We start from the raw sequence: 24,574 nt of genomic DNA, 5'->3' as shown, positions 1-24,574 counted from the left end.
CGCGCGCCGGGGCGTACCCGTGGACTGGCGGGTCGCGGACGTCACCGCGGACGCTCCCGAGCCCGGCCGGTACGACCTGGTGCTGGTCGCCTACCTGCACCTGCCCGCGGCCGCGCTGGCGACGGTGCTGGCCGGGGCGCGCGACGCGCTGCGGCCCGGCGGCACGGTGGTGGTGGTCGGGCACGACCGGGCCAACCTGGAGGGCGGGGTGGGCGGCCCGCGCGAGCCGGCGATCCTGCTCACCCCAGAGGAGGTGACCGCCGGTCTCGACGGGCTGCGGGTGCGGCGGGCGGAGACGGCCCGCCGCCCGGTGACCGTTGACGGCGACACCGTGGACGCGCTCGACACGGTGGTGGTGGCGACCCGGCCGGCCTGACTGCCGGGTGGGGGCACCGGAGAGCGCGCCCGGCCGGTCAGGGTCGCGGGATGAGCCGGACCCGACCGGTAGCATCCCGCACGGACGGTGGCGGCGAGGAGGCCGGGTGGGCGCGCGATTCGAGGAACTGGCCTGGCGGGAGACCCCGATCGGCGAGATCAGCCTGCGCCGGCGCCGTGACCCGGCGCTCGACGTCGACGTGTACGAGGTGAAGCTCGACGACGACTTCCTGATGTCCAGCCTCTTCCCGGTGGCGGAGATCGAGCTGGCCCGGTTGGGTCTGGCCCCGCTGACCGGGGACGCCCTGGACGTGGCGGTCGGCGGCCTCGGCCTCGGCGACACCGCGCGGACCGCGCTGGAGGACCCCCGGGTGCGCTCGCTGGTGGTGGTCGAGGCGATCGAGGACGTCATCGACTGGCACCGCCGGCAGCTGTTCCCCTTCGCCGCCGGGCTGGCGCCCGACCCGCGTACCCGGTTCGTGCGGGCCGACTTCTTCGCCGCCGTCGCCGGCGGCACCGGCCTCGACCCGGCGGATCCGGACCGCCGGTTCCACGCCGTGCTGCTGGACGTGGACCACTCGCCGCGGCACGTCCTGCACCCCAGCCACGCCCCCTTCTACCGGCCGGACGGGCTGCGCCGGCTGGCGGACCTGCTGCACCCGGACGGAGTGTTCGCCCTCTGGTCGGACGACCCGCCGGACGAGGAGTTCGGCCGGGTGCTGGCCGAGGTGTTCCCGACCTCGCAGGCCCACGTCGTCCGCTTCGCCAATCCGTTGACCGGCGGCGAGAGCGCCAACACCGTCTACGTCGCCCGACGCTGACCGGCGGTTCCGGGTCCGGCTCCGGCATGTCCGGCCGGTCAGGGGGAAGGCGTCCGGACAGTCGATCAGGGAGGCGAAGATGCGGACCGTGCTCTGGATCGTCGGCATCATCGGCGGCGCGCTCGTCCTGCTGGGGTTGCTCCTCGAGGCCGTCCGCTGGTTGGTGATCATCGGGGCGATCGCGCTGGTGGTGGTGATCGTGCTGGCGTTCGTGCGAGGCCGGCAGCTGATGCGACAGCACTCCCCCGGTCGCCGGTAGGCGGCCCGCCCGGCGGCGGCCGCGGCCGCGTACGGGCACGCGAACGGGCTGTCAGGTATCGGACAGATCGCAACCCGACGTGGTGGTCGAGGGTTTCCCCGTCACATCGTCCGGAGCACCCGGACCGACCACGGGGAGATACCGATGACCCACCTCGCTCGACGCAGGATGCTGGCGGCGGCCACCGCCGGGCTGCTGTCCGCCGCGCTCGGCGTCGCCACCGCGCCGGCGACCGCCGCACCGCGGACGGCCACCGCCAGCGCCTGCAAGCTGTTCACCCTGCCCTACCCCGCCGATGTCTACCGCGCCGACGCGCAGGCCATCGACCGGACCGGCCGGTTCATCGCCGGCACCGCCCTGCGGAGGGGTGAGGACAGCAACCAGCTCCTGCTGCTGCTCTGGAAGCGCGGGCGGCTCACCACGATCGAGTCGCCGCTCGCCGACACCGTGGCGGACGTCAACACCGCCGGCACGGTCGTCGGTTACGGCTGGATCGACGCCAAGATCCGGCCGTGGATCCTGCGCGACGGCGCCGTCGCACTCCTCCCGTCGCCGCCCGGCGGCGCGGAGCCGACGGCGATCAACGGAGCGGGAGACATCGTCGGCCACGGGGTGGACTCCGACACCGGCGACCTCTTCCCGGTGCGCTGGCCGGCCGCCCGGCCCGGCACGTTCGAGGTGCTCGACGCCCCGGCCGGCGCCACGCCGCAGGGCATCACGGAAGACGGCACCATCGTCGGCACCGCCGGCGAATTCGCGGCCTGGACCGGCTGGGTGCGATACCCGGACGGACGCCTCCAGGCCCTGACCGTGCCGGGCGCCCGCAGCACCAACGTCGACGCGGCACAGGGCCACTGGGCGATCGGTCGGGTCAGCCTCGGCGGCGCCAACCAGGTGAGGGTGCGCTGGGACCTGCGCGACGGCTCCTGGTCGCGACTCGCCGACGAGCTGAACTGGTTGGGTGACGTCAACAAGCGCGGGACGGTGGTCGGCGGCGACCGCATCGCCCGCGGCGGCGGCTCCCGCCTGCTGCCCGGGGGCGGAGCAGGGGTCGGCGTCGGCGCGCGGGCCATCTCGGACACCGGCACGGTGGTCGGCTTCCGCAACGACGGCCGGGTGACGCCGGTGCGCTGGACCGGCTGCTGACCGACCGGCGGGCGCCCGGTCGGACCGTCGGCGGCGCGGGTGTCCCGCCCGCGCCGTCGGCGGCAGCCCGACCGGGACCCGCAACCGAGCCGAGCGCTTAGGAACCATACCTACGGGGGCGTAGGTTACTGGTAGGTAGGTTAGGCTGAACACGGATGCGCCCCGTCGTGATCGACCGGGCGGACCGTCGTGCCCAGCGAGGGGAGACCCGATGGACCTGACCACCGAGCGGCCCTGGCTGCGCAGCTACGCCCCCGACGTGCCGGCGACCATCGCGCCGTCGGAGGAGTCCCTGGTCGATCTGCTGCGCGCGGCGGCCGGCCGGTTCGGTTCCCGGGTCGCGCTGGACTTCTTCGGGTCCACCACCACCTACGCCGAGCTTGACGCGCAGGTGGCCCGGGCGGCGGAGGCGCTGCGCCGGCTCGGCGTCGGCGCGGGTGACCGGGTGGCCCTGGTACTGCCGAACTGTCCGCAGCACGTCATCGCCTTCTACGCCGCGCTGCGCCTCGGCGCGGTGGTGGTCGAGCACAACCCGCTCTACACCCCGCAGGAGCTGGCCCACCAGCTCGCCGACCACGGCGCCCGGGTCGCCGTGGTCTGGGACAAGGCGGCGCCGCGGGTGCGGGGCGCGGGCGCGGTGGAGACCGTGGTCGCGGTGGACCTCACCCGCGCGCTGCCCCGGTCCAAGCGCTGGGTGCTGCGGCTGCCGCTGGCGAAGGCTCGGGCCGCCCGCGCGGCGATGACCGCTCCGGCGCCGGACGCGATGAGCTGGGACGCGCTGCTGGCCGCCGCGCCGCCGCTGGCCGCCGGGCACCCCGCGCCCGGCCCGGACGACACCGCGCTGCTGCAGTACACCGGCGGCACCACCGGCATCCCCAAGGGCGCCGTGCTGACCCACCGCAACCTGCGCGCCAACGCCGCGCAGGGCCGCGCCTGGGTGCCGGGGCTGCGCGACGGCGAAGAGACGGTGTACGCCGTCCTGCCGCTGTTCCACGCGTACGGGCTGACGCTCTGCCTGACCTTCTCGGTCAGCATCGGCGCCACCCTGGTGCTGCTGCCCCGCTTCGACGTCGACCAGGTGCTCGACGCGGTCCGCCGCCGCCCGCCGACGTTCCTGCCCGCCGTCCCGCCGATCTACGAGAAGGTGGCCACCGCCGCCCGCGAGCGCGGCGTCGACCTCACCTCCGTCCGGTACGCCATCTCCGGCGCGATGGCCCTGCCGCCGTCCACGGTCCAGCTCTGGGAGTCGGTCACCGGCGGGCTGCTGGTCGAGGGGTACGGCATGACCGAGACCTCCCCGGTGGCGCTGGGCAACCCGGTCTCGCCCGCCCGCCGGCCGGGCGCCGTCGGGGTGCCGTTCCCGTCCACCGAGGTCCGCATCGTCGACCCCGAGGACCCGTCGGTCGACCGAGGCCCCGGCGAGGCCGGCGAGCTGCTGATCCGAGGCCCGCAGGTGTTCTCCGGCTACTGGAACCGCCCGGAGGAGACCGCGGCGGTGCTGCTGCCGGGCGGCTGGCTGCGGACCGGGGACGTGGTGGTGATGGACCCGGACGGCTTCGTCACCGTGGTCGACCGGATCAAGGAACTGATCATCACGGGCGGCTTCAACGTCTACCCGTCCGAGGTGGAGGACGCGCTGCGCCGGGTGCCCGGGGTGGCTGACGCCGCCGCGGTGGGGCTGCCCGGCGAGCACGGCGGCGAGGAGGTCGTCGCGGCGGTGGTGCTGCACGAGGACCACGCGGCCGATCCGGAGAGCCTGCGCACGTCCTGCCGGCAGCACTTGACGGCGTACAAGGTGCCGCGCCGGGTGGTGGTGGTCGAGGAGCTGCCCCGTTCGCAGATCGGCAAGATCCTGCGCCGCGAGGTCCGCGAGCGGCTCCTCGCGCACGACTGAGCCGGGCTGGGACGCGCCGTCAGTGGAGGGGCGGCCCCAGGCGCAGGATGCGGCGGGCCCCCCGCCGGTCCAGCCAGTGTGCGCCGGCCGGTCGGTCGGCGTGGCCGCCGCGACCAGAGGTCCGCCGCGTCCAGGCCCGTCTCAGACGAGCCGCCGGATACGCACCTTGGGACGCTCGTCGCGCAGGTGACCCAGCTTGTGCTGGCGGACCTGCTCGTCCCAGACCGCCTGGTCGTAGTCCGGGTCCGGGGGAATCCACCGGTGCGAGCCGTCGCTGTAGTGGAACTTCTCGTCGCCGACGCGAAGGATGCTCACCGCAGCCAACCGAGGAAACGCCGGTGCAGCGAGCCGGCCGGCGCCCAGGTGACATCCTCAGTGGCGCGGACGAGCTGCGCCCCCATGTAGAGCGCCAACGAGACGGGAGCATCCGCGAACTCCGCCCGCAGCTCTCGCCGCCGGGTCAGGCACGGTCACGGCGCGCCGCAGCCGCCGCAGCTCCACACCGGCAGCACCGGCCCGTGGTCGCTGCTCACTCGGCTTCTCCGTCCGGCCAGTGACTCCGACTGATCGGGATCCGGTGGCGGGCACGGCAGGGCAGGTCGGCACCGCAGCGACAAACCCGTTGCCATTTGCGCCAGGACCAGACCGGCCGGTGTCGCCGGGCAAGCGTCAGCGCGGTCGCTAACAGGAAGTCGTTGTACGAGACGCGCCGCCGGGCGGGAGTCGACGTGCCAGGAGAGCCTGCTTTCGCTTCGCTCACCCGAGACCCTCGTCCCGCAGCCGGTCCGCTGGCCCAGCGTCATCGGCACAGCCGGCAGAAACGGTGTCGGCTCGCTGTGTCACCGCGTTTCCCGCAGCCGCTTCGCCTGGTCGAGGAGCCGCCGCTGGGCCTCCGCTCGCGCGCGTTCCTGAATGGCCTGTCCGGTGGCGGGCCGCGTGGGTTCAGGCTGACGTGTCAGCTTGCGGATCACGTCGCGGATCGACGGTGCCAAGGGGCCTCCCCTGCCTCGGCGGGCGCAGGCCGTCCTCTGGGGACGAGCACTGTTCACGGCGGGGACGTCCCGCTACCGGAGGCATGGTTGCTGACCGGAGCCGACCGGTAACGGGACGCCATCCGAAACCTAGTGCACTAGGTTTCCTCGGGCAAGGGAGGCACGCAAACTTGGCGCACTAGGTTGTCTGTGATCGACTGGGTGGGCTGACCGGAGGTACTGCCCACATGCCGACGCCGCCTGCCTACCTGAAGATCGCTGCCGACCTACGCGCCGCGATCATGTCCGGCGACCTTTCCGCCGGAGCCAAGCTGCCATCCGAGACCGCCCTGATGCGCCAGTACGGCATAAGCCGGACCGTGGCCAAATGGGCCATCGCCGTACTCAAGGGCGAGGGCATCGTGGAGGGCCGCGCCGGGTCCGGCGTCTACGTCCGCGATACCCGCCGGCTGGTCCGCCACGCCTTGGGCCGGGCCGTACGCGCCGGCAAGGGCCCGACCTCGCCGTTCGCCCGTGACGCAGCTCGCGCCGGGCAGCCGGGCACCTGGGAGCACGACAGCCGCCACGACCAGGCGGATGAACGGATCGCTGCCCGGCTCGGCGTCGAGCCGGGCGCGCCGGTGATGCGCACGGCGTACCGCTTCCTCGCCGGCGGCGAGCCGATCCAGCTCTCCACCTCGTACGAACCGCTGGCCATCACGCAGGGCACTCCCGTGGAGTGGCCGGAGGACGGTGCCGCGGTGGGCGTGGTCGCCCGCATGGACGCGATTGGCGTCCGCGTGGATGAGGTCGTGGAGCGCGTGAGCCTACGGGCAGCGACGGCCGGCGAGGTCGAAGCGCTCCAGCTGCCCGCGCGGACGTTCGTGCACACCATCGAGCGGACCTACCTCGCCAGCAGCGTGCCGGTCGAGACAGCGGACATCGTGCTGCCGGGCGGCCGGTACGACCTCGTCTACCGGATCCCCATCGACTGAGGCACCAGGTCGGCCGGTCAGGTGAGGTGACGTCTGGCAGGTGCCGAAGTCAGAACCAGCTCTCCTGCATGTCCGAGGTGGTGCGGTCCAGGCTGTCCAGCAGGTCGAACTGCGCCGCCGTCCGGGGCAGCTCGTACCGGAAGAAGTACCCGGCCGCCTGCCGCTTGCCGGCGTAGAAGTCCGGGTCGGCGCTCGGGGGCGCGGCATCCACGACCAGGAGCTGCTCCAGCCACATCCAGGCGACCACCACGTGTCCGACGGCCTCCAGGTAGAGGCTGGCGTCGGCCAGGGCGAGCGCGGGGTCACCGGTGGCCCAGAGCCGGCGGGTGGTGCCGGCGATCCGGTCGACCGCGGCGCCGAGCTGAGCGGCCAGGCCGGCCGCCTCCCCGTCGGCCTTCCAGGCCCGGCTCACCGTCGCGGAGATCGTCTCCAGCAGCAGGGACAGCCCCGCTCCGCCGTCCATGGTTGCCTTGCGCCCGAGCAGGTCCAGCGCCTGGATGCCGTGCGTACCCTCGTGGATCGGGTTGAGCCGGTTGTCCCGCCAGTGCTGCTCGACGTCGTAGTCGCGGGTGTAGCCGTAGCCGCCGTGTACCTGGATGGCCAGGTCGTTGGCGGCCAGGCACCACTGCGACGGCCAGCTCTTGGCGATCGGGGTGAGCATGTCCAGCAGCAGGTGCGCCCGGGCCCGGTCGGCCGGGTCGGGGGCGGTCTTCTCCTCGTCCAGCAGCCGCCCGCAGTAGAGCACCAGCGCGAGGGCGCCCTCCACGTAGCTCTTCTGGGCCAGCAGCATCCGGCGCACGTCGGGGTGCGCGACGATCGGCACCTGCGGCACCGTCGGATCCTTGTCGGCGAGCGGCCGGCCCTGCGGGCGCTGGCGGGCGTACGCCAGGGACTTCAGGTAGCCGGTGTAGCCGAGCGCGGTCGCGCCGGCCCCGACGCCGATGCGCGCCTCGTTCATCATGTGGAACATCTGGGCCAGGCCCTGGTGGGGCTCCCCCACCAGGTAGCCGACCGCCCCGGGGCGACCGTCCGGCCGGTGCACGCCCTCGCCGAAGTTGAGCAGGGTGTTGGTGGTCCCCCGGTACCCCATCTTGTGGTTGAGGCCGACCAGCACCACGTCGTTGCGGGCGCCGAGCGTGCCGTCGGGGCCGATGAGCACCTTCGGCACGATGAACAGCGAGATGCCCTTCACCCCGGGCGGGCCGCCGGGGATCCGGGCGAGCACCAGGTGGACGATGTTCTCGGCGAGTTCGTGGTCTCCCCCGGAGATCCACATCTTGGTGCCGAAGAGCCGGTGGCTGCCGTCGTCCTGTGGTTCGGCACGGGTGGTGATGTCGGCCAGCGAGCTGCCGGCCTGCGGCTCCGACAGGCACATGGTGCCGAAGAACCGTCCCTCGACCATCGGCCGGACGAAGGTGTCGACCTGGGCGGCGCTGCCGTGGGCGAGCAGCAGGTTGGCGTTGCCCAGGGTCAGGAACGGGTACGCCGCGGTGCTCACGTTCGCGGCCTGGAGGAAGCCGAACGCGGCGGCGGAGACGACGTGCGGCAGCTGCAGCCCGCCGACGCTCTCGTCCATGCTCGCGCCGAGCAGCCCGGTGCCGGCGAAGACGTCCAGCGCGGCCTTGACCTGCGGGATCATGCGGACCCGTCCGCCGTCGACGACGGGTTCGCTGGTGTCCGCGGCCCGGTTGTGCGGGGCGAAGTGCTCGACGGCCACCCGTTCGGCGAGGTCGAGCACGTCGTCGAAGGTCTCCCGGGAGTGCTCCGCGTAGCGGGGGCGCTCGGTCAGCCGGGGCGCGTCCAGCCACTCGTAGAGCAGGAAGCGCAGGTCACGACGGGACAGTAGGGTGGACGACACGGATCTCCTTCCGTCGTACGCCTCAGCCGAGCCGCAGCCCGGCGATGGCGTCACGCAGGTCATCCTGGCTGATCGGGCCGGCCGGCGCACCGTCAGATACCTCACGCATCGCCTTGGCGAGTTGCACCCGGCGCAGCACCTCGCGGAGGTCCGCGCCGGTGAGTCCCGCGGTGAGCGCGGCCAGCCCGCGCGGGTCGACGTCGTCGGCGAACATCCGGAAGCCGGGGCGCTCGTGCCGGTCGATCAGCTCGCGGACCATCTTGGCGATGATCTCGGCGCGGCCGCTCTCGTCGGGCGCCGGGATGGCCAGCTTGACGTCGAAGCGCCCGGAGCGGGTCAGCGAGGCGTCGACCCGGTGCGGGAAGTTCGTGGTGGCCACCACGATGACGTCCGGGTTCTCCTCGATGAGGGTGTTCATCTCCTGCTTGAAGATGCCGGCGACCGCGTTGACGGCCTGGCTGGCGGCGTCCCCGCCCGCGCCGGCGTAGCTGATGATGCTGTCGAACTCGTCGAAGAGCATCACCGTGGGCTGCCGGTAGCCGCGCGCCTCGCGGAAGATCTGCTTGATGTTGCGCTCGGAGCCGCCGAGGTACTTGTCGAGGATCTCCGGGGTGCGGATCTCCCGGAAGTCGGCGCCGATCTCGTTGGCCAGCGCGCGGGCCAGCATGGTCTTGCCGGTGCCGGGCGGGCCGTACAGCAGGATGCCCTGCGGGCGGCGCGCGCCCCAGCGGGCCATCACCTGGGGGTGCCGGAACGACACGGCGATCTCCCGGAACCGGGCCACCACCTCGTCGAGGCCGCCGACCTGGTCGAGGGTCACCGCCGCGCTGCCCGGCGGCGTCGTGGCGGGTTCCAACCGGACCCCGAGGGTGTACGCCCGGCCGCGCAGCACCGCCGGTTCCGAGGTGTCGCCGGCCAGCTCACGGACGGCCTGGAGGACCAGGGCGACCATCGCCGTCAGGTGCGCCGGGGTGACGTCGGCGCTGGGCGTCGCGCCGCGCACGGTGACCAGCCGCCCGCCGGGCTCGGCGTGGTGGCTGACCTCGGGGCGCAGCCCCAGCTCGCGGGCGCGGTCGAGCACGGCCGCCCCGGCGGCGTCGGGTGGCGGCGCGGCGGGCGCGGGCGGGCGGAACCCGAGCCGGCGGGACGCCCCGGCGGCCACCCGGCCGGCGGCGGCGGCCACCCGGTCGGCGCGGGGATCGCCGGCGGCCAGCCGCTGGGCCAGCAGCATCCCGGCCGGGCCGGCCAGGCCGAGCGCGAGCAGCCCCACCGCCGTGGCCGGCACGCCGGCCCGCACCGAGGCGTCGAACCGGTGCTCCCCCGCCTCGACGCGCACGGTGAACCGCACCCGGCGCACCGGGTCGGGAAAGGTGGCGTCGGCCAGCAGCGCGACGGGACCGGCGGCGGCCGCCGCGAGCAGGGCGGCCGGGTCGACGAGGGTCACCCGGGCGCCGAGCAGCGTCCCGGTCTCGGTGTCCGGCCGGAGTGCGTACCCGTGTCCCGTCATGCGTCCACGTCCCTCGCCGCTGCGGTCCCCGCCGGCAAGTCTGACACCCGGCCACCCCGGCTGCCACCGGGCGGACGTCGTGGGCAGGGGTGCGGCACGGCGTACCGCACCCCTGCGGCGGGCCGGGCCCCGGCCCGGCCGCCCGCGTCCCGTGGTGATTCCGACGGACCCCCGATGGCGCATGGCTGCGCGCTCCCGTCGAACCTGCCAGGACGCCCCTGGCATTGGGCGGTGCCACGATCACACCAAAGTGTCCACTCCCCGTGCCAGGGGTGGTAATGCTATACATACTCGCGGTAGCGGCGTCAACAGTCGGTGCCACCGTCCCGGCCGGTGCCATCGCCCACGTTCGGAGGAGTCCCCTTGCCCCAGGTCACCGAGCCGCACGACGACTCCTTCGCCGCCCGCCTGGACTGGCTCTTCCGGACGGCGACCGACCCGCAGGGCCGGCCGTACAGCGTCCGGCACGTGGCCCAGGAGCTGACCCAGCGCGGCTGCCGGATCTCGCACACCCACCTCAGCAACCTGCGGCAGGGGCGCGCGCCGGACCCGCGGCAGTCGGTGGTGGACGCCATCGCCGCCTTCTTCGGCCAGCCGTCGAGCTTCTTCGCCCCCGGTCCGGACGACGTGGACGGTGGGCGCGACCTCGCGCACGCCCTGGCCAACCCGCACATCAAGCAGGTGGCCATGCGGCTGGCCGACGCCCGGCTCTCCCCCGAGGGCCACGCCGCCGTGGTGGCCATGATCGAGCAGGTGGAACGCCTGGAGGCCGCCGCCCGCGCCCGCCGCTCCGGCGAGCGCCCGGCGGAGGCGAGGTGAGGACGGAGCGGGCCACCGGCGGTGGCTGGGTCCGACCGCGCGTACTGCGGGACGGGTACGCCCACCACCCGGCGCCGGCCCGATGATCCGGCGACGACGCGCGGCGGGCGAGGACCAGCTCCGGCAGTTGCGCCGCCAGTCCGAGCAGGCCCTGGACGCGCTCGGACTGACCGGCGGCTTCACCTTCGGCGAGCTGCACGAGCGGGTGGAACGGCGACGCGGCCGGCCGGTGCACCTCATTCCCCGCGAGCTGCCCGCGCTGGCGCCGCACGGGCTCTGGGTGGCCGGCGAGCACGCCGACTACATCTTCTACGCCGCCAACGCCAGCCCGGTGCGCCAGCGCCTGATCATCGGGCACGAGTACGGCCACGCCCTCTTCGACGACGCCTCCCCGGCGTCCGAGCTGGACCGGCCCGCCGCCGCGCCGGCCCCGCTGGCCCGCAGCTCGTACGACGTGCCGCAGGAGCGGCGGGCGGAGATCTTCGGCAGCCTGGCCGTGCAGCGCGCGGAGAGCTGGTCGGAGATACCGGTCACCGCCCCGGCCGACATCGCCCTCGCCGACCGGCTCGCCGCCGCCCTCGAAGGACGCCGCCACCCGTGATCAGCCTCGTCCGTGACCTGATGATCGGCGTGACGCTGACCTGCTGGGTGATGAGCCTCTACAAGCTGCGCGACCTGGCCCGCAACCCGCGCTACCGGCCGCTGCGGGCGCTCTGCCTGGCCCTGGTCGGCATCACGGTGTCGCTCACCATCCAGCCGTTCATGCCGGCCCTGGACCGGGCGCTCGGCGTGCTCGACCTGGCCCGGCTGCTGTCCAACTGCCTCACCCTGGTCTCGGCCACCGCCGCGCAGGCCTTCCTGCTGCACATGACCGGGGACGACGAGGCCACCCGGCGCCGGGTGCGCCGCCGCACCGTCGCGTTGCTGGTGAGCATCGCCGCGATCGCGGTGCTCTTCGCGCTGACCCCGGCGCGGACGGCCCTGGACGACCCGCGGGTGGCCAGCGGCCGGTACTACGGCGACCCGTTCGACGCCCCCTTCCTCTACGTCTACCTGACCTACCTGGGTTGGTCGATGACCCAGGTGGTGGCCCTGGCCCACCGGTACGCGCGGCAGGCCGGCCGGCCACTGCTCCGCCTCGGCCTGCGACTGATCGTGGCGGGCGCCGCCTGGGGCCTGGTCTACGTGCTGGGCAAGCTCACCGCGGTGGCCGCCGGCGCGCTCTGGCCCGGCTCCGCGCTCGTCTCCGACGCGCTGGTGGTCTTCAGCTTCACCGTCTCCATCCTGCTCATCCTGATCGGCTCGACGCTGCCGTCCTGGGGGCCGCTGGTCGGTCTCGACCGGCTCGGCGCGCGGCTGGGGGCCGTCGTCGACCACCACCGGCTGCGTCCGCTCCAGGCGGCGGTGCACCGGGTGCTGCCGGAGATCGCGCTGCTGCCCGAGCCGCGCGGACCCGCCGGGCTGCTGGCGGTGCTGCGCGACCCGTACCTGCGCCGGGTCCGCGCCACCGTGGAGATCCTCGACGGGTACGCCACCCTGCGCCCCTGGATGTCCGCCGCGCTGCTGCGCGCCGCCGAGGCCGCCGGCCGCCGGGCCGGCTGGAGCGGTGCACGGCTCGCCGCCGCCACCGAGGCGATCGTGCTGTCCGCCGCGCTTCAGGCGCGGGCCGCCGGGGCGCCGCCGGCCGCCGACCACGAGGAGCTGCCCGACCTGCCCGCCGGGGGCGCCGACGGTGGGGAGGCCGCGGAGCAGGTCGCCTGGCTCGTCCGGGTGGCGAGGGCCTACCGTTCCCCGGAGGTCGCCCGGTTACGGGCCGGGCTGGGCCCGGCGACCGGCACATACGACAGCGAGAGGAAACAGCGTGTCCAGTGAGACCAGGGTCGTCGCGCCCGCCGGCCCCGACGCCGCGCGGATCGTCACCGAGGTGTTCGCCCCGGCCGTGTGGGCGGCGGCGATGCCGGTGGTCGTGGCGCTGCACGCCACCGCGCCGGCCTGGCTGACCGGCCTCGGCTGGGCGCTGCTGGCGATGCTGTTCAGCGCGGTGTTGCCGTACGGGATCATCTGGCTCGGGGTGCGGCGCGGCCGGCTCACCGACCACCACATCGGGGTACGCGAGCAGCGGCGCGCGCCGCTGGTCGGCGGCCTGCTGTCGGTGCTGGCGGGCATCGCGGCGCTGGTGCTGCTCGGGGCGCCCCGGGCGCTGGTGGCGATGGTGGTGGTGATGTTCGCGGTGCTGCTCGTGGTCACCGCGGTCAACCAGGTCTGGAAGCTCAGCGCGCACGCGGCCGTCGCCGCCGGGGCGGTCGGGGTGCTGGTGGTCGTCTTCGGGCCGGCGCTGCTGGTGGCGTTCGGCCTGGTGGCCCTGATCGGCTGGTCCCGGGTGCGGCTGGGTGACCACACCACCGCCCAGGTGCTCGCCGGCGCCGTGGCCGGCGTGCTGGTCGGGGTGCCGACGTACCTGCTGCTCGGCTAGGAGCGTGGGTCAGTAAACGTGTTGACGATGGGCGGCGCATACCCGGCATGATCGCTGCCGTGTCTTCCAAGATTTCTTTCGGTGAGAAGCCGACGCTCACCGGTGACCTCGTGGTTCTACGTCCGGTCTGCGTGGCCGACGCGCCGGCGTTGGCTGCGGCGGCGCTCGATCCGGACGTGGATCGGCTGACCGGCACCCACACGAGGTTCAGTCTTGAGGCGTTGGAACGCTGGTATTCCTCCCGGGCCGAGCACGACGATCGGTTGGATCTGGCGATCGTCGAACGAGCCACCGGCGAAAGCGTCGGTGAGGTGGTCTTGACGGAGCTTGACGTCCACAACCGTTCCTGCTCTTTTCGGATTGCCCTGTTCGGCCGCCGGTTCTTCGGCCGGGGGCTGGGCACCGAGGCGAGCAGGATGATCTTGGGTTATGCCTTCGAGACCGTCGGTGTGCACCGGGTCGAGTTGGAGGTCTACGCGTTCAATCCGCGGGCCCGGCGCGTCTACGAGAAGATCGGCTTCGTCCACGAGGGAACCAAACGGGATGCGTTGTGCTGGGACGGCGAGTGGATCGATGCGCACACCATGGCCCTGCTCGGCGATGAGTGGGTCACGCATCGCGGCCACCTTCGCCCCGCGCAGTGATTTCGGGCGGGAGCCAACGTGACAACCAACGCCTCCGACGCGCTGAACTACACCACCATGCTCGACCAGTCCGCCCAGAGCAGGACCCGGTGACAGCCCCCAACGGCCCGGACAACCCCGCCACCACCGATCCACCGATCACGGATAGCAGGCCGCTTGCCCGTTACTGAGACACGCTCCTAGGCCACCGGTCCCGCCGGTCGGGCCCTTTCGGCCCTGTCCGCGCCGAGATCCGGGCGGGCAGGGTGGTGACATCAGCCAGGAGGTGTCCCGATGACCCAGCCGTCCACCGGCATGACGCAGGTGCCGACCGTCCGCGAACTCGAAGCCGCCGCCCGGCTGTCGCTGTACGCCCCGTCGGTGTTCAACACCCAGCCGTGGCGCTGGCGGGTCACCCGGCAGGCGCTGGAGCTGCGCGCCGACCCGACCCGGCAGTTGGCCACCACCGACCCGGACGGGCGGCTGCTGACCCTGAGCTGCGGCGCGGCGTTGCACCACGCCCGGGTGGCGCTGGCCGGCGAGGGCTGGGCGGTGACCGTCGAGCGGTTGCCCGACCCGGCCGACCCGGGGCTGCTGGCCCGGGTGCGGGCCACCGGCCCGGAGACGCCCGACCTGGCCGCCGCCCGGCTGATGGAGACCATCCCGGTACGGCGCACCGACCGGCGCGCGTACGGCGACCGGCCGGTGCTGCCGGAGCAGGTGGCGCGGCTGCGCGCGGCGGTCGAGGCCCAGGGCGCGTACCTGCACGTCGTGCGCCCCGACCAGATGCCGATGCTGGCCGTGTCCGTCGCCCGGGCCGGCGACGCCGAGCTGGCCGAACCGGCGTACCGGGCGGAGCTGCACCACTGGACGCATCGCCCGGAGTCCACCGGGGACGGCGTGCCGACCGCGACCGCCGTCCGCCCGGGGCCCCGCCGGGTGCCGGTGCGCGACCACGCCCCGGGCGGCGCGGCCGGGCTCCGGGCCGGCGCCGGCTTCGACCGGGGCGCCGCGTACGTGATCCTCTTCGGTGAGCGGGACGACCCGGCGGGCTGGCTGCGCGGCGGTGAGGCGCTGTCGGCGCTGCTGCTGACGGCGACCGCCGACGGGCTGGCGACCGCGCCGATCAGCGACACCATCGAGCTGGCCTGGCCCCGGCAGATGATGCGGGACCTGCTGGCCGGCGTCGGCGAGCCCTACCTGGTGGTCCGGGTGGGCTGGGGGCCACCGGCCGATGACCTGCCGGCGGCACCGCGCCGCCGGAGCGCCGAGGTGATCGAGATCGACGAGTGACGGGTCAGCTGTTGACGAACTCGTAGACCTCCGCCGGAGCCGGGCCGATCTTCCCGTCGAACGGCGCGCTGAGGTCGGGCTTGAAGCCGTGCCCCGAGTAGCTGATCTCGGACGGCTGCTCCGGTCGGCCCCCGGCGGCCGGCAGGGTGAAACGCAGGCCCAGCAGCCGCCGCTGGGAGTCCACGGTCGCCTCGAACGGCACCGCCCCGGTCTGCTCCGGGGTGAGCGACCGGAGGTGCTCGTCGTCGATGAGGCGGCTGGCGCCCGGTTCGGTCGCCCGGGTCAGGTCCAACGTGCCCCGATAGCCACGCTCGCCGTTGCGCTCGGCGGTGCCGACCCCGGCGAGCAGGTCCTCGGCGTGGGCCGGGTCGCCGAAGCGTTCCAGCGCGGCCCGGCGCGCCGGGTTCACCTTCGTCATGTCCAGCCGGGTCCACCGGTCCTCGGTCAGCGGGTTGCTGCGGACCAGGTGCTGGCCGTCCCGGTGCAGCACCTCGAAGGTCACCCGGGCCTTGGCGATCTCGCCGCCGACCACCCTGATCCGCAGCCAGCCGTCACGCCCGTCGACCGCGCCGGCGCCGATGGTGGTGGGCGTGCGGAACTGGAAGCTGCAGGGGCCCCGGTCCAACGCCTGCGCCGCCTGGCGCAGCTCGTCGGGCGCGGACGGCCCGGACGGGGTCGCGGCGTCGCCGGTGGCGAGGTCCCGTGCCACGCCGCAGCCGGTCAGGGTGAGCAGGAGGGCGAGCACGCTCGCCGAGGCACGGACGGTCATCGGACACCTCCCCGAGGGCGGACCGCCGCCGGCCGTCCGGCGGCGGTCCACAGCGGATACCCAGGTGGCGGTGCCCGCAATCCATCCCCTCGGGTCCGCGCCCGGGTCAGCCCGCCTCGCCGAGCGGCCCGTCGACCAGCTCGCGGGGCAGCCCGTGGGTGTCGTGCAGCCACGCGTAGTCGGCCTCGGTCAGCGGCCCCCGGGACCGGCACCGCTCGACCACCGGCCGCCCCCGCCGCAGCAGGGCCCGGAAGCGCCGTTCCTCGTCGAGGAGCACCTGACGCGGCGGCCCGACGTCGCCGCCCTGGCGGAACCGGCGCAGAGTGTCCGCGTACGGCTGATCGGGCAGCTCAGCGAGGGTCCGGGACTCATCGTCGCGCCACAGCGTGGTCAGCGCCCGCCGGACCAGCCGGCGCAGCACGTAACCCCGGCCGGTGTTGGCGGGCCGGACGCCGTCGCCGAGCACCACGACCGCCGAGCGCAGGTGGTCGCAGACGATCCGGTGCGCCGTCTCGTCCAGCGGCCACCGGTCGCGGACCGCCTCGACCCAGGGGCTCAGGCCGGCGCACTCGAAGACCGACCGGCCGCCGCGCAGCACCATCTCCAGCCGCTCCAGGCCCATCCCGGTGTCGATGTTGGGCTGCGGCAGCGGTTCCAGCCGGCCGTCGTCGTGCCGGTGGTAGCGCATCCGCACGTGGTTCCAGACCTCCATCCACCGGTCGTCGCCGCCCGGGGTGCCGGTGGGCGGGCCGTCGCCGGTCCAGACGAAGATCTCCGAGTCGGGCCCGCACGGCCCGGTGGGGCCGTTGGACCACCAGTTCTCGGCGCGGGTCAGCTCCACCGGCACGCCGAGCTCGGTCCACGTCGCCAGCGCGGTCTCGTCGGGGCCGACCTGGTCGTCGCCGCCGAAGACGGTGGCGTGCAGCCGGCCCGGGTCGACGCCGAAGCCGTCGGTGAGCAGCTCGTAGCCCCAGCGCAGGCTCGGCCCGATGCCGTAGTCGCCGAGCGACCAGGTGCCGAGCATGTCGAAGACGGTCAGGTGGGTCGGGTCGCCGACCTCGTCCAGGTCGGTGGTGCGCAGGCAGCGCTGCACGTTGACCAGGCGCCGGCCGGACGGGTGGGGACGGCCCGCGAGGTACGGCGTCAGCGGGTGCATCCCGGAGGTGGTGAAGAGGACCGGATCGCCCGGCGGTGGGATCAGCGGGCTCTCCGGCGCGGACCGGTGGCCCCGCCGGTGGAAGTGGTCGACGAAGGTGCGGACGATCTGCTCGGGTGTCATGGCGTGGGCCTTCCGGTGAGGGTGCGACCGGTACGGCCCGCCGCGCCGACGCGGGGATGCAGACGCGCGAACGCCGGCGGACCGTTTCCGGTCGCCGGCGTGGGGTCAGGTGATCAGGCGGCGGCAACCGGCGAGCGGGAAGCTCGCGCGGCCGCGGCGGTGGTGCGCCTGATCTGCATGGCCCGACCGTACCGCGACGACGGCGCCGCCGGCCACCGCGATTCCGGGTGGGTCGGCGGCGCCGTCGCGGGTGCTCAGGCCCCCGAGGGAGCGAGGGTACGCGTCGACAGGTCGTCGGCCGGCTTCGGCGCGGCCGGGGTCCGGTTGGGCAGCGACAGCCGGATGACCTTCCACCAGGCCGAGGCGACCTGCTTGGGCAGCGGGCCGGTGGTGTACTTCAGCCCGTACCGGTCGAAGAGCGCCCGGACCTGCGGGGCGATCTCCTGGTAGCGCTTGCTGGGCAGGTCGGGGAAGAGGTGGTGCTCGATCTGGAACGACAGGTTGCCGGTCATGATGTGCATCAGCCGGCTGCCGCTGATGTTGGCCGAGCCGAGCATCTGCCGCAGGTACCACTCGCCGCGCGTCTCGCCCTCGATGCTGGTCTTCTCGAAGGTCTCCACGCCGTTCGGGAAGTGCCCACACATGATCACCGAGTGGCTCCACAGGTTGCGGATCAGGTTCGCGGTGAAGGTGGCGGCCAGGGTGCTGAGGAAGGACGGACCGGACAGCAGCGGGTGCACGACGTAGTCCTTGAGCACCTGACGGCGGATCTTGCGGCCGACGGCGCGCGCCCGGGCCCGGAACTCCGGGGCCTTGCGCCGGTCCTTCTGCAGGTTGCGGCCGAGCTCCAGGTCGTACGCGGCGATGCCGTACTCGAAGAAGCAGGCGTTGACGAAGTTCCACAGCGGTTGGCCGAGGTGCATCGGGTGCCACTTCTGGTCCTCGTCGACGCGCATGATCCCGTACCCGAGGTCGTTGTCCTTGCCGAGCACGTTGGTGTACGTGTGGTGCAGCTGGTTGTGCGAGTGCTTCCACTGGTCGGCCGGGGAGACGTGGTCCCACTCCCAGGTGGTGGAGTGGATCTTCGGGTCCCGCATGAAGTCGTACTGGCCGTGCAGGATGTTGTGGCCGATCTCCATGTTCTCGAGGATCTTGGCCACCGCCAGGCCGGCGGTGCCGACCACCCACGCCGGCGGGAAGAGCGAAAAGAGCAGCACCGCGCGGCTGCTGATCTCCAGCGTCCGCTGGGTCTTGATGACCTTGCGGATGTACCGGGCGTCGGACTCGCCGCGCTCGGCGATCACCCGGTCCCGGATGGCGTCGAGCTCCTTGCCCAGGATCTCGATGTCCTCGGCACTGAGGTGGGCGATCGGGTTGTCCGGCTTCTTCTGGATCGCGGTCACGTCCGGCCTCCTGTCTACAGGTCGATGTCGCAGGTACCGGCCGCCGCCGACACGCAGGTCTGGATGAGTACGCCGTCACCGGGGACGGCCGTGGTGATGTCCCCGGTCCGCAGGTCGCGGACCGCCCCCTGGCGCAGCGGGAGGACGCAGCCGTAGCAGATGCCCATCCGGCAGCCCGACGGCATCAGCGCACCGGCGGCCTCCCCGGCATCCAGGATGGGGGTGGCGCCGTCGGCCCGCACGCTGAGACCGGCCCTGGTGAAGGTGACGGTGCCGCCCTCCCCCGGTGAGATCACGGTCGGCCGGAACCGCTCGGTGTGCAGCCGCTGCGCCGCGCCGGCCGCCCGCCAGTGCTCCTCCACCGCGTCGAGCATCCCGATCGGCCCGCAGGCCCAGGTCTCGCGCTCCAGGTGGTCGGGGACCAGCCCGGCCAGTTCCTCGACGCCGAGCAGCCCGTCGGTGTCGGTGTGCCGTTCGACCAGCCGAATCGCGCCCTGCCCGGCGAGCGCCCGCAGCTCGGCGCCGAAGACCACGTCGGCCGGGGTGGGCGCGGAGTGCACGACCACGACGTCCGACCGGCCGAGCGCGCCGGCGCGCAGCATCCCCATGACCGGGGTGACGCCGCTGCCGGCGGTGAGGAAGAGGATCCGGGCCGGCGCGGGATCGGGCAGGACGAAGTCCCCCTGCGCCTGGTCGAGCTGGACGATGGCGCCCGGGCGGATGCGCCGGACCAGGTGGTTGCTGACCTTCCCGTCGGGGATCGCCTTCACGGTGACGCAGATGCGGCCGTCGGGACGCCCGGGAGCCGAGGTGACCGAGTACGCCCGCCACTGCCGGACCCCGTCGACGTCCACGCCGAGGCGCACGTACTGCCCGGCGGTGTGGCCGCGCCAGGCCCGGCCGGGCTGGAGGGTCAGGGTGGCGGCGTCGCGGGTCTCGGCGTCGACGGCGACCACGCGACCGCGCAGCGCGGCTCCGGCACGCAGCGGCGCGACCAGGTCGAGGTAGTCCTCGGGGAGCAGCGGGGTGGTGACCGTCTCGGCGAGCCGGAGGAGCCGGTCCCGGACGGAGAGCCTCGTCGGGGGACGCGGGACGGTGGTGGTCATATGTCCAGGATCGTCGCCCGTTCGCATAACATCTTGGCCAGCTAAGGTGAATTGACCACGGGTTCTTGTTCGGGGAGAACAACATGACCGATCCTTCCGGGGCCACCAGCCGTCGGGCGGCGCACCTGGAGCTGGACGAGCGGGTGGCCGACCGGCTGCGCGGCCAGCTGCCCGCGGTGGCCGAGCGGACGGTCACCGCGATCACCGCCGAGGTCCCCGACTACTCGGGCACCCTCACCGGGCAGATGCGCGAGAAGATCGAGAACGCGGTCCGCATCGCGCTGGGCACGTTCCTCCAGCTCATCGAGCGGGCCGACGCCGCCGACCCGAGCACCCCGCTGAGCCGGGCGCTGGAAGCGGCGTACGCGCTCGGCAGCGGCGAGGCCCGGTCGGGGCGGAGCATGGACGCGCTGCTGGCCGCGTACCGGGTGGGGGCCCGGGTGGCCTGGCGGGAGGTCTCCGCCACCACCGTACGCGACGGGCTCTCCGCCGAGCGGGTGGCCGAGTTCGCCGAGCTGATGTTCGCCTACATCGACGAGCTCTCCGCCGCCAGCGTGGCCGGGCACACCGACGAGCTGGCCAGCGCCGGCCGGGTGCACCGGCGCTACCTGGAACGGCTGGTCCAGCAACTGCTCGCCGGCGAGCCGGAAGAGGTGCTGCGCCGCAGCGCCGAGCGGGCGGAGTGGCCGCCCCCGCAGACCCTCACCGTCGCGGTGCTGCCCCGCAGCAACCTGCGCGGGGTGCTCGCGACGCTCAGCCCACACACGCTGGAGAGCGGCGACGACCTGCCCGGGGTGGAGCTGACCGAGGAGTCCGCCGTGCTGCTCGTTCCCGACGTGCACGGCGGGCGCCGGCGGCGGCTCACCGGCGCGGTGCAGGGGCACCGGGCGGTGGTGGGGCCGGCCCGGCCGTGGACCCGGGTCGCCGAGTCGTACCAGCGGGTGCTGCGGACGCTGGCGCTCGGGTTGGACCGGCCGGCGGACGGCGCGCCGCTGGACACCGAGCAGCACCTGGCCCGGCTGGTGCTCAGCACCGACCCGGAGGCCCTGGCGGACCTGCGCGCGCAGGTGCTGCAGCCGCTGTCGGCGCTGCCCCCGGCGACCGCCCGGCGGCTGGCCGAGACGCTGCGCTCCTGGCTGCTGCACCAGGGCCGGCGCGACGACGTCGCGGGGGACCTCTTCGTCCACCCGCAGACCGTGCGCTACCGGATGGGTCAGCTGCGCGAGCTGTACGGCGAGCGCCTCAACGACCCGGCGATGGTGCTGGAGCTGACCCTGGCGCTGGCCTTCCTGCCGGCGGAGTGAGCCGGCCGGCCGCCACGGGTGGCCGCGCCCGCCCCACCGCCGGGCGCGTCGGCGCCACGGCTGGACCGCCGTCACCTGCAGGCCGGCACACACACCGAGCTTGTCATCGGTTCGGCGACGCTGCGTCGCCCACCGTTCACAAAGTTGATCTGGATATCGGCCGCCTTCTCTGTCCATATGTACGCAGGCGATCCCGCCCACCCTCATTGGACGGAGCACCATGACCCGTACCCTGCGCGCGACGGCCACCATCCTCGCCGCCGCCCTGGCCGCCACCCTCGGCCTCGCCCACCCCGCCTGGGCCGCCAGCTACTCCGCCTCGCTGACCACCGCGGTCGCCGGCCTTCCGGTCGCCACCGAGGTCCGCACCGGCTACAACCGCGACCTCTTCCCCCACTGGATCGACGCCGACGGCGACGGCTGCCACGCCCGCAACGAGGTGCTGATCGCCGAGGCCGTCTCCGCGCCGACGGTCAGCGGCAGCTGCACGCTGTCCGGCGGGCGCTGGTACTCCTACTACGACAACGCGTACTGGACCCTCACCAGCGACCTCGACATCGACCACATGGTGCCGCTCGCCGAGGCCTGGGACTCCGGCGCGCGCAGCTGGACCACCAGCCGGCGCCAGGCGTACGCCAACGACCTGGGTGACAGCCGCCCGCTGGCCGCCGTCACCGACAACGTCAACCAGGCCAAGGGCGACCAGGACCCGGCCACCTGGCTGCCCCCGTACGCCTCGGCCCGCTGCCGCTACGTCAAGGAGTGGGTCGCCACCAAGATCCGCTGGCGGCTCACCGTGGACAGCGCCGAGAAGAGCGCCCTGACCAGCTGGGCGAACAACTGCCCCGCCACCACCGTCTCGGTCACCTACGCCTGGTGACGCCCCGGCCGGCCCGCCGCCCGGCGGGCCGGCCGTTGCCGACCGCCCCCGGCACCGTCGCGGAGTCGGTCGTGAGGCGGCGCACCACCTCCGGCGGCCTCACCGACAGCACCGGGCTCACCGGGGACGCCGCCGCGGACCGGCCGGTCGTGCACCCGTCGACGCTGGTCCGACGGGGCAGCGCCTGAACGGCTTGCGGTGCAAGCGGTTCCACCCCGTACCGTCCCGGCATGGACAGCACCGCCACCGCCATCCGCCGCTACCGGGACCGCGACCACGACGCGGTCTACGACATCTGCGTCCGCACGGCCGATGCCGGCGGCGACGCCCGCGGCCGGTACGCCAGCGACGACCTGATGCCCGACCTGTTCGCCGGGCCGTACCTGCACCTGGAGCCGGAGCTGGCGTTCGTGCTCACGAACCGGGACGTCGTCGTCGGCTACGTGATCGGCACGGCGGACACGTCCGCCTTCGTGCGGGCCTACCGGCGGGCGTGGATACCCCGGTTGGCCGACAGATACCCGGTACCGACCCGCCCGCCGGTCACCCCGGACGACGAGATGATCGCGCTGCACCACCGGCCGGAGCGGATGCTGCTGCCGGCACTCGCCGGCTACCCCGCCCACCTGCACATCGACCTGCTGCCCGAGCACCAGGGCCGGGGTCACGGCCGGCGGCTCGTCGAGACGTTCCTGCGCGCCGCCGCCCGCGCCGGAGCGCCCGGGCTGCACGTCGGCATGGTCACCGCCAACGTGCGGGCGCGCGGCTTCTACGACCGGCTGGGCTTCCACGAGATCCCGGTGCCGGACCCCGGCCCGGTCACCTACCTCGGCCGGACGACGCGGGTGCCGGCGCCCGTCGAGACCGCCCGGTAGCGGCGGATCCACTCCCGGTTGAGCTGGTCGGCCTGCCGTCGGTGCCGGGGTACGACGGCGGCCCCGGCGGGCAGCGTGAGCCCGAGGAAGTCGAGGACGGCGTGGGTGACGCCGACCAGGTCCGCGTCGAGGTCCTCGTAGGACACCACGTACGGCCGGACGCCGGACGCGGCGAACCACGCCCGCCACGCCGCGTCGTGCCGGCCGATCACCTCGACCAGCCGGCCGATCGCGTCCGCGTCGAAGGTCGGCGCGCCCCCGCCGCCGTCGCCGCTGATCTCCCCGTCGCCGCCCAGGTACCAGGTGCCGGTCTGTTCGGCGCGCAGCCAGGACACCGCCTGCGCGACGACGTCGTCGCGCCGCACGTACACGAAACGGGTACCCCCGAAGGCCCGCTCCACCAGCGCCAGGTCCGCGCCGGCGAGGTCCGGGTACACCGTGGCCAGCCGGTCGACCAGCTCGTCGAGCGTGCCCCACATCAGCTTCGCCCCGAAGACGCCGTTGTCGGTACGCCCGGCGGCCAGCGCCGCCGCCAGGTACTCCCGGTAGTCGACGTTCCCGTCCGGACGCCGGACGATCCCCCAGCGCTCGGCCCACAACGGCTCGTCCGGCACCCGGAAGTACGCCTGCGGGCGGCCGGCGACCCCGGTGGAGGCGAGCAGCCCGAGCAGCAGCGAACTGCCGGTGCGGGGCGTCGCGCAGACCAGGTAGGACTCGACGGGCTCGCGGCCGGGACGGTTGGTCACGCCGCCGAGGGTAGGCCGGCCGGGCGGGGGCGGTTCAACCACTTTTTCCGGGTGCCGGCCGACCATGCGGGCGCACTGGCGCGCGGGTCCTGTCACGCCAGGTCGGCCAGCACCGCCTCGATCGCCCGCCGGCCCAGGGCGGCCATCACCGGGTTGGTCTCCCGGTAGTAGGTCAGCGCGCTGACGAACGGCAGCGCCCAACCGCGCCCGCGGGCCCACGTCGCGTCGTCGAAGCCGGCCGCCGCGCGGAACACCTCCCGGGTCTCGGCGGTGAACAGCACCCAGGCGGGCAGTGCGTCGCACGCCGGGTCGCCGGCGCCGGCCGCGCCGAAGTCGATTGCACCGCTCAGGTGCCCGCCCTCGACCAGCAGATTGCCGGGGAGCAGGTCCCCGTGCGTCCAGACCGGCGGCCCGTCCCACTCGGGCACGGCGAGCGCCTGCTCCCAGGCGGCGAGCACCGCGTCGGTGTCGACGAGGCCACGCGCCGCCGCCGTCCACTCGCGGACGTACGCGTCCCGCCCCCGCAACGGCCCGCTCCGGTAGCCCGGGCGGGCGCCGGTGGCGTCGACCCGACGCAGGGCGGCGACGTACCCGCCCAGCTCCGCGGCCAAGCCGGCCAGGCTTCCGTCGGCCTCGGTCGCGGTCACGCCGTCGATCCAGCGGTTGACCGCCCACGGCCAGGGATACCCCTCGCCCGGTTTGCCCAGCGCCATCGGCTCCGGTACCCGCACCGGCGAGTGCGGGGCGAGGCGCGGCAACCAGTCGTACTCGAACTCGACCTGCTCCACCGCGTCCGCGATGCGGGGCAGGCGCACGACCAGGTCGTCACCGAGCCGGTAGATCGCGTTGTTGGTGCCGGCCGAGGGCACCGCCTCGACGGGCCGCTCCGCCCAGCGCGGGAACTGCGCGGCGAGCAGGCGACGGACCAGGCCCACGTCCGTCGGCACCTCGTCGTCGTGCATCCGCCCACCGGACATGTCGCCCCCCCCGTCAGGTCAAGATCCGCCGGCGCAGCCTAGTCCGACGATCGGCGAATCGACGGCCAGTTTCCGGCCGGGGCCGCGTACCTGATCGGCGTCGGGGCCGGCGATTGCGCGACTGGGACGAGCCCCGAGGCGTTCTTTCGCACCCGCGGCGGGTGCCAGCCCTGACGCCGCAGGCGACTAGCTCCGACCTCA

25 protein-coding genes are annotated in these 24,574 nt (G+C 74.1%); 15 read left to right on the top strand and 10 right to left on the bottom strand.

The features are described 5' to 3' along the window. The 5 genes from KBX37_RS20360 to KBX37_RS20340 form a co-directional block, all read left to right on the top strand. The coding region (locus KBX37_RS20360) for a class I SAM-dependent methyltransferase (RefSeq protein ID WP_210777524.1) at window positions 1-376 on the top strand (376 nt) is incomplete at its 5' end. Window positions 377-482: 106 nt separating this feature from the next. Further along, on the top strand, window positions 483-1,196 hold the full coding sequence (locus KBX37_RS20355) for a spermidine synthase (protein ID WP_210777523.1): 714 nt from the start codon (window positions 483-485) through the stop codon (window positions 1,194-1,196). 79 nt (window positions 1,197-1,275) lie between these two features. Continuing rightward, a complete protein-coding gene (locus tag KBX37_RS20350; RefSeq protein WP_210777522.1) occupies window positions 1,276-1,455 on the top strand; it encodes a hypothetical protein in 180 nt (59 codons plus the stop codon). Window positions 1,456-1,599: 144 nt separating this feature from the next. Next, a complete protein-coding gene (locus KBX37_RS20345) occupies window positions 1,600-2,601 on the top strand; it encodes a hypothetical protein (protein ID WP_210777521.1) in 1,002 nt (333 codons plus the stop codon). Window positions 2,602-2,812: 211 nt separating this feature from the next. Continuing rightward, window positions 2,813-4,495 (top strand): long-chain-fatty-acid--CoA ligase, encoded by a 1,683-nt coding sequence (locus tag KBX37_RS20340; RefSeq protein WP_210777520.1) that lies wholly within the window; start codon window positions 2,813-2,815, stop codon window positions 4,493-4,495. A 141-nt stretch (window positions 4,496-4,636) separates the two neighbouring features. Here KBX37_RS20340 and KBX37_RS20335 read toward each other — a convergent pair whose 3' ends face one another. Together KBX37_RS20335 and KBX37_RS20325 are read right to left on the bottom strand one after the other, a co-directional pair. Beyond that, window positions 4,637-4,810, bottom strand: coding sequence for a hypothetical protein (locus tag KBX37_RS20335; RefSeq protein ID WP_210777519.1), 174 nt, complete (start codon window positions 4,808-4,810; stop codon window positions 4,637-4,639). Window positions 4,811-5,334: 524 nt separating this feature from the next. After that, on the bottom strand, window positions 5,335-5,487 hold the full coding sequence (locus KBX37_RS20325; protein ID WP_210777518.1) for a hypothetical protein: 153 nt from the start codon (window positions 5,485-5,487) through the stop codon (window positions 5,335-5,337). 227 nt (window positions 5,488-5,714) lie between these two features. On the opposite strand from KBX37_RS20325, the gene KBX37_RS20320 reads away from it, so the two are divergent. Continuing rightward, a complete protein-coding gene (locus tag KBX37_RS20320) occupies window positions 5,715-6,461 on the top strand; it encodes a GntR family transcriptional regulator (RefSeq protein WP_210777517.1) in 747 nt (248 codons plus the stop codon). Between the two features lie 49 nt (window positions 6,462-6,510). Here the strand turns inward: KBX37_RS20320 and KBX37_RS20315 are convergent, their stop codons facing one another. Both KBX37_RS20315 and KBX37_RS20310 read right to left on the bottom strand, forming a co-directional pair. Further along, complete coding sequence (locus KBX37_RS20315; protein WP_210777516.1) at window positions 6,511-8,382, bottom strand: acyl-CoA dehydrogenase; 1,872 nt, start codon at window positions 8,380-8,382, stop codon at window positions 6,511-6,513. Beyond that, window positions 8,342-9,826, bottom strand: coding sequence for a 26S protease regulatory subunit (locus tag KBX37_RS20310; RefSeq protein WP_210777515.1), 1,485 nt, complete (start codon window positions 9,824-9,826; stop codon window positions 8,342-8,344). The genes KBX37_RS20315 and KBX37_RS20310 overlap by 41 nt, the downstream gene beginning before the upstream one ends. 363 nt (window positions 9,827-10,189) lie before the next feature. Between KBX37_RS20310 and KBX37_RS20305 the strand changes: the two genes are divergently transcribed. The 6 genes from KBX37_RS20305 to KBX37_RS20280 all read left to right on the top strand — a co-directional run bounded on the left by KBX37_RS20305 (window position 10,190) and on the right by KBX37_RS20280 (window position 15,034). Beyond that, on the top strand, window positions 10,190-10,645 hold the full coding sequence (locus KBX37_RS20305) for a hypothetical protein (protein WP_210777514.1): 456 nt from the start codon (window positions 10,190-10,192) through the stop codon (window positions 10,643-10,645). A gap of 82 nt (window positions 10,646-10,727) precedes the next feature. Further along, on the top strand, window positions 10,728-11,246 hold the full coding sequence (locus KBX37_RS20300) for an ImmA/IrrE family metallo-endopeptidase (RefSeq protein WP_210777513.1): 519 nt from the start codon (window positions 10,728-10,730) through the stop codon (window positions 11,244-11,246). Next, entirely contained in the window at window positions 11,243-12,517 is a 1,275-nt protein-coding gene (locus tag KBX37_RS20295; RefSeq protein WP_210777512.1) for an MAB_1171c family putative transporter, read from the top strand. The genes KBX37_RS20300 and KBX37_RS20295 overlap by 4 nt, the downstream gene beginning before the upstream one ends. Window positions 12,518-12,599: 82 nt before the next feature. Then, a complete protein-coding gene (locus KBX37_RS20290; protein WP_247658542.1) occupies window positions 12,600-13,118 on the top strand; it encodes a hypothetical protein in 519 nt (172 codons plus the stop codon). 47 nt (window positions 13,119-13,165) lie between these two features. Then, window positions 13,166-13,762 (top strand): GNAT family N-acetyltransferase, encoded by a 597-nt coding sequence (locus KBX37_RS20285; protein WP_210777510.1) that lies wholly within the window; start codon window positions 13,166-13,168, stop codon window positions 13,760-13,762. 273 nt (window positions 13,763-14,035) lie between these two features. Continuing rightward, a complete protein-coding gene (locus tag KBX37_RS20280; RefSeq protein ID WP_210777509.1) occupies window positions 14,036-15,034 on the top strand; it encodes a nitroreductase family protein in 999 nt (332 codons plus the stop codon). Between the two features lie 4 nt (window positions 15,035-15,038). Here the strand turns inward: KBX37_RS20280 and KBX37_RS20275 are convergent, their stop codons facing one another. The 4 genes from KBX37_RS20275 to KBX37_RS20260 form a co-directional block, all read right to left on the bottom strand. Continuing rightward, window positions 15,039-15,803, bottom strand: a complete 765-nt coding sequence (locus tag KBX37_RS20275; protein WP_210777508.1) for a hypothetical protein — start codon at window positions 15,801-15,803, stop codon at window positions 15,039-15,041. A gap of 106 nt (window positions 15,804-15,909) precedes the next feature. Beyond that, window positions 15,910-17,082, bottom strand: coding sequence for an alanine--tRNA ligase-related protein (locus KBX37_RS20270; protein WP_210777507.1), 1,173 nt, complete (start codon window positions 17,080-17,082; stop codon window positions 15,910-15,912). Window positions 17,083-17,336: 254 nt separating this feature from the next. Further along, window positions 17,337-18,485, bottom strand: coding sequence for an acyl-CoA desaturase (locus KBX37_RS20265; protein ID WP_210777506.1), 1,149 nt, complete (start codon window positions 18,483-18,485; stop codon window positions 17,337-17,339). Between the two features lie 14 nt (window positions 18,486-18,499). Further along, a complete protein-coding gene (locus tag KBX37_RS20260; RefSeq protein WP_210777505.1) occupies window positions 18,500-19,591 on the bottom strand; it encodes a ferredoxin reductase in 1,092 nt (363 codons plus the stop codon). Between the two features lie 83 nt (window positions 19,592-19,674). Here KBX37_RS20260 and KBX37_RS20255 point away from each other — a divergent pair, with 83 nt between their 5' ends. The 3 genes from KBX37_RS20255 (at window position 19,675) to KBX37_RS20245 (ending at window position 22,650) form a co-directional block, all read left to right on the top strand. Beyond that, on the top strand, window positions 19,675-20,895 hold the full coding sequence (locus tag KBX37_RS20255) for a CdaR family transcriptional regulator (RefSeq protein ID WP_210777504.1): 1,221 nt from the start codon (window positions 19,675-19,677) through the stop codon (window positions 20,893-20,895). A gap of 220 nt (window positions 20,896-21,115) precedes the next feature. Then, window positions 21,116-21,775 (top strand): HNH endonuclease family protein, encoded by a 660-nt coding sequence (locus KBX37_RS20250; protein ID WP_210777503.1) that lies wholly within the window; start codon window positions 21,116-21,118, stop codon window positions 21,773-21,775. A 230-nt stretch (window positions 21,776-22,005) separates the two neighbouring features. Next, the gene (locus tag KBX37_RS20245; protein ID WP_210777502.1) at window positions 22,006-22,650 is read left to right on the top strand and encodes a GNAT family N-acetyltransferase; all 645 of its coding nucleotides are present in this window, start codon (window positions 22,006-22,008) and stop codon (window positions 22,648-22,650) included. Here KBX37_RS20245 and KBX37_RS20240 read toward each other — a convergent pair. Continuing rightward, window positions 22,599-23,396, bottom strand: coding sequence for a Stf0 family sulfotransferase (locus tag KBX37_RS20240; RefSeq protein ID WP_210777501.1), 798 nt, complete (start codon window positions 23,394-23,396; stop codon window positions 22,599-22,601). The genes KBX37_RS20245 and KBX37_RS20240 overlap by 52 nt on opposite strands. A gap of 92 nt (window positions 23,397-23,488) precedes the next feature. Continuing rightward, window positions 23,489-24,358, bottom strand: coding sequence for an aminoglycoside phosphotransferase family protein (locus tag KBX37_RS20235; RefSeq protein WP_247658533.1), 870 nt, complete (start codon window positions 24,356-24,358; stop codon window positions 23,489-23,491). Window positions 24,359-24,574 lie beyond the last annotated feature (216 nt).

This window comes from Micromonospora sp. U56, from assembly GCF_018070095.1.
Taxonomy (GTDB): domain Bacteria; phylum Actinomycetota; class Actinomycetes; order Mycobacteriales; family Micromonosporaceae; genus Micromonospora; species Micromonospora purpureochromogenes.
Note: the sequence above shows the minus strand (reverse complement) of the source record. Positions and strands in the feature narration are given on the sequence as shown.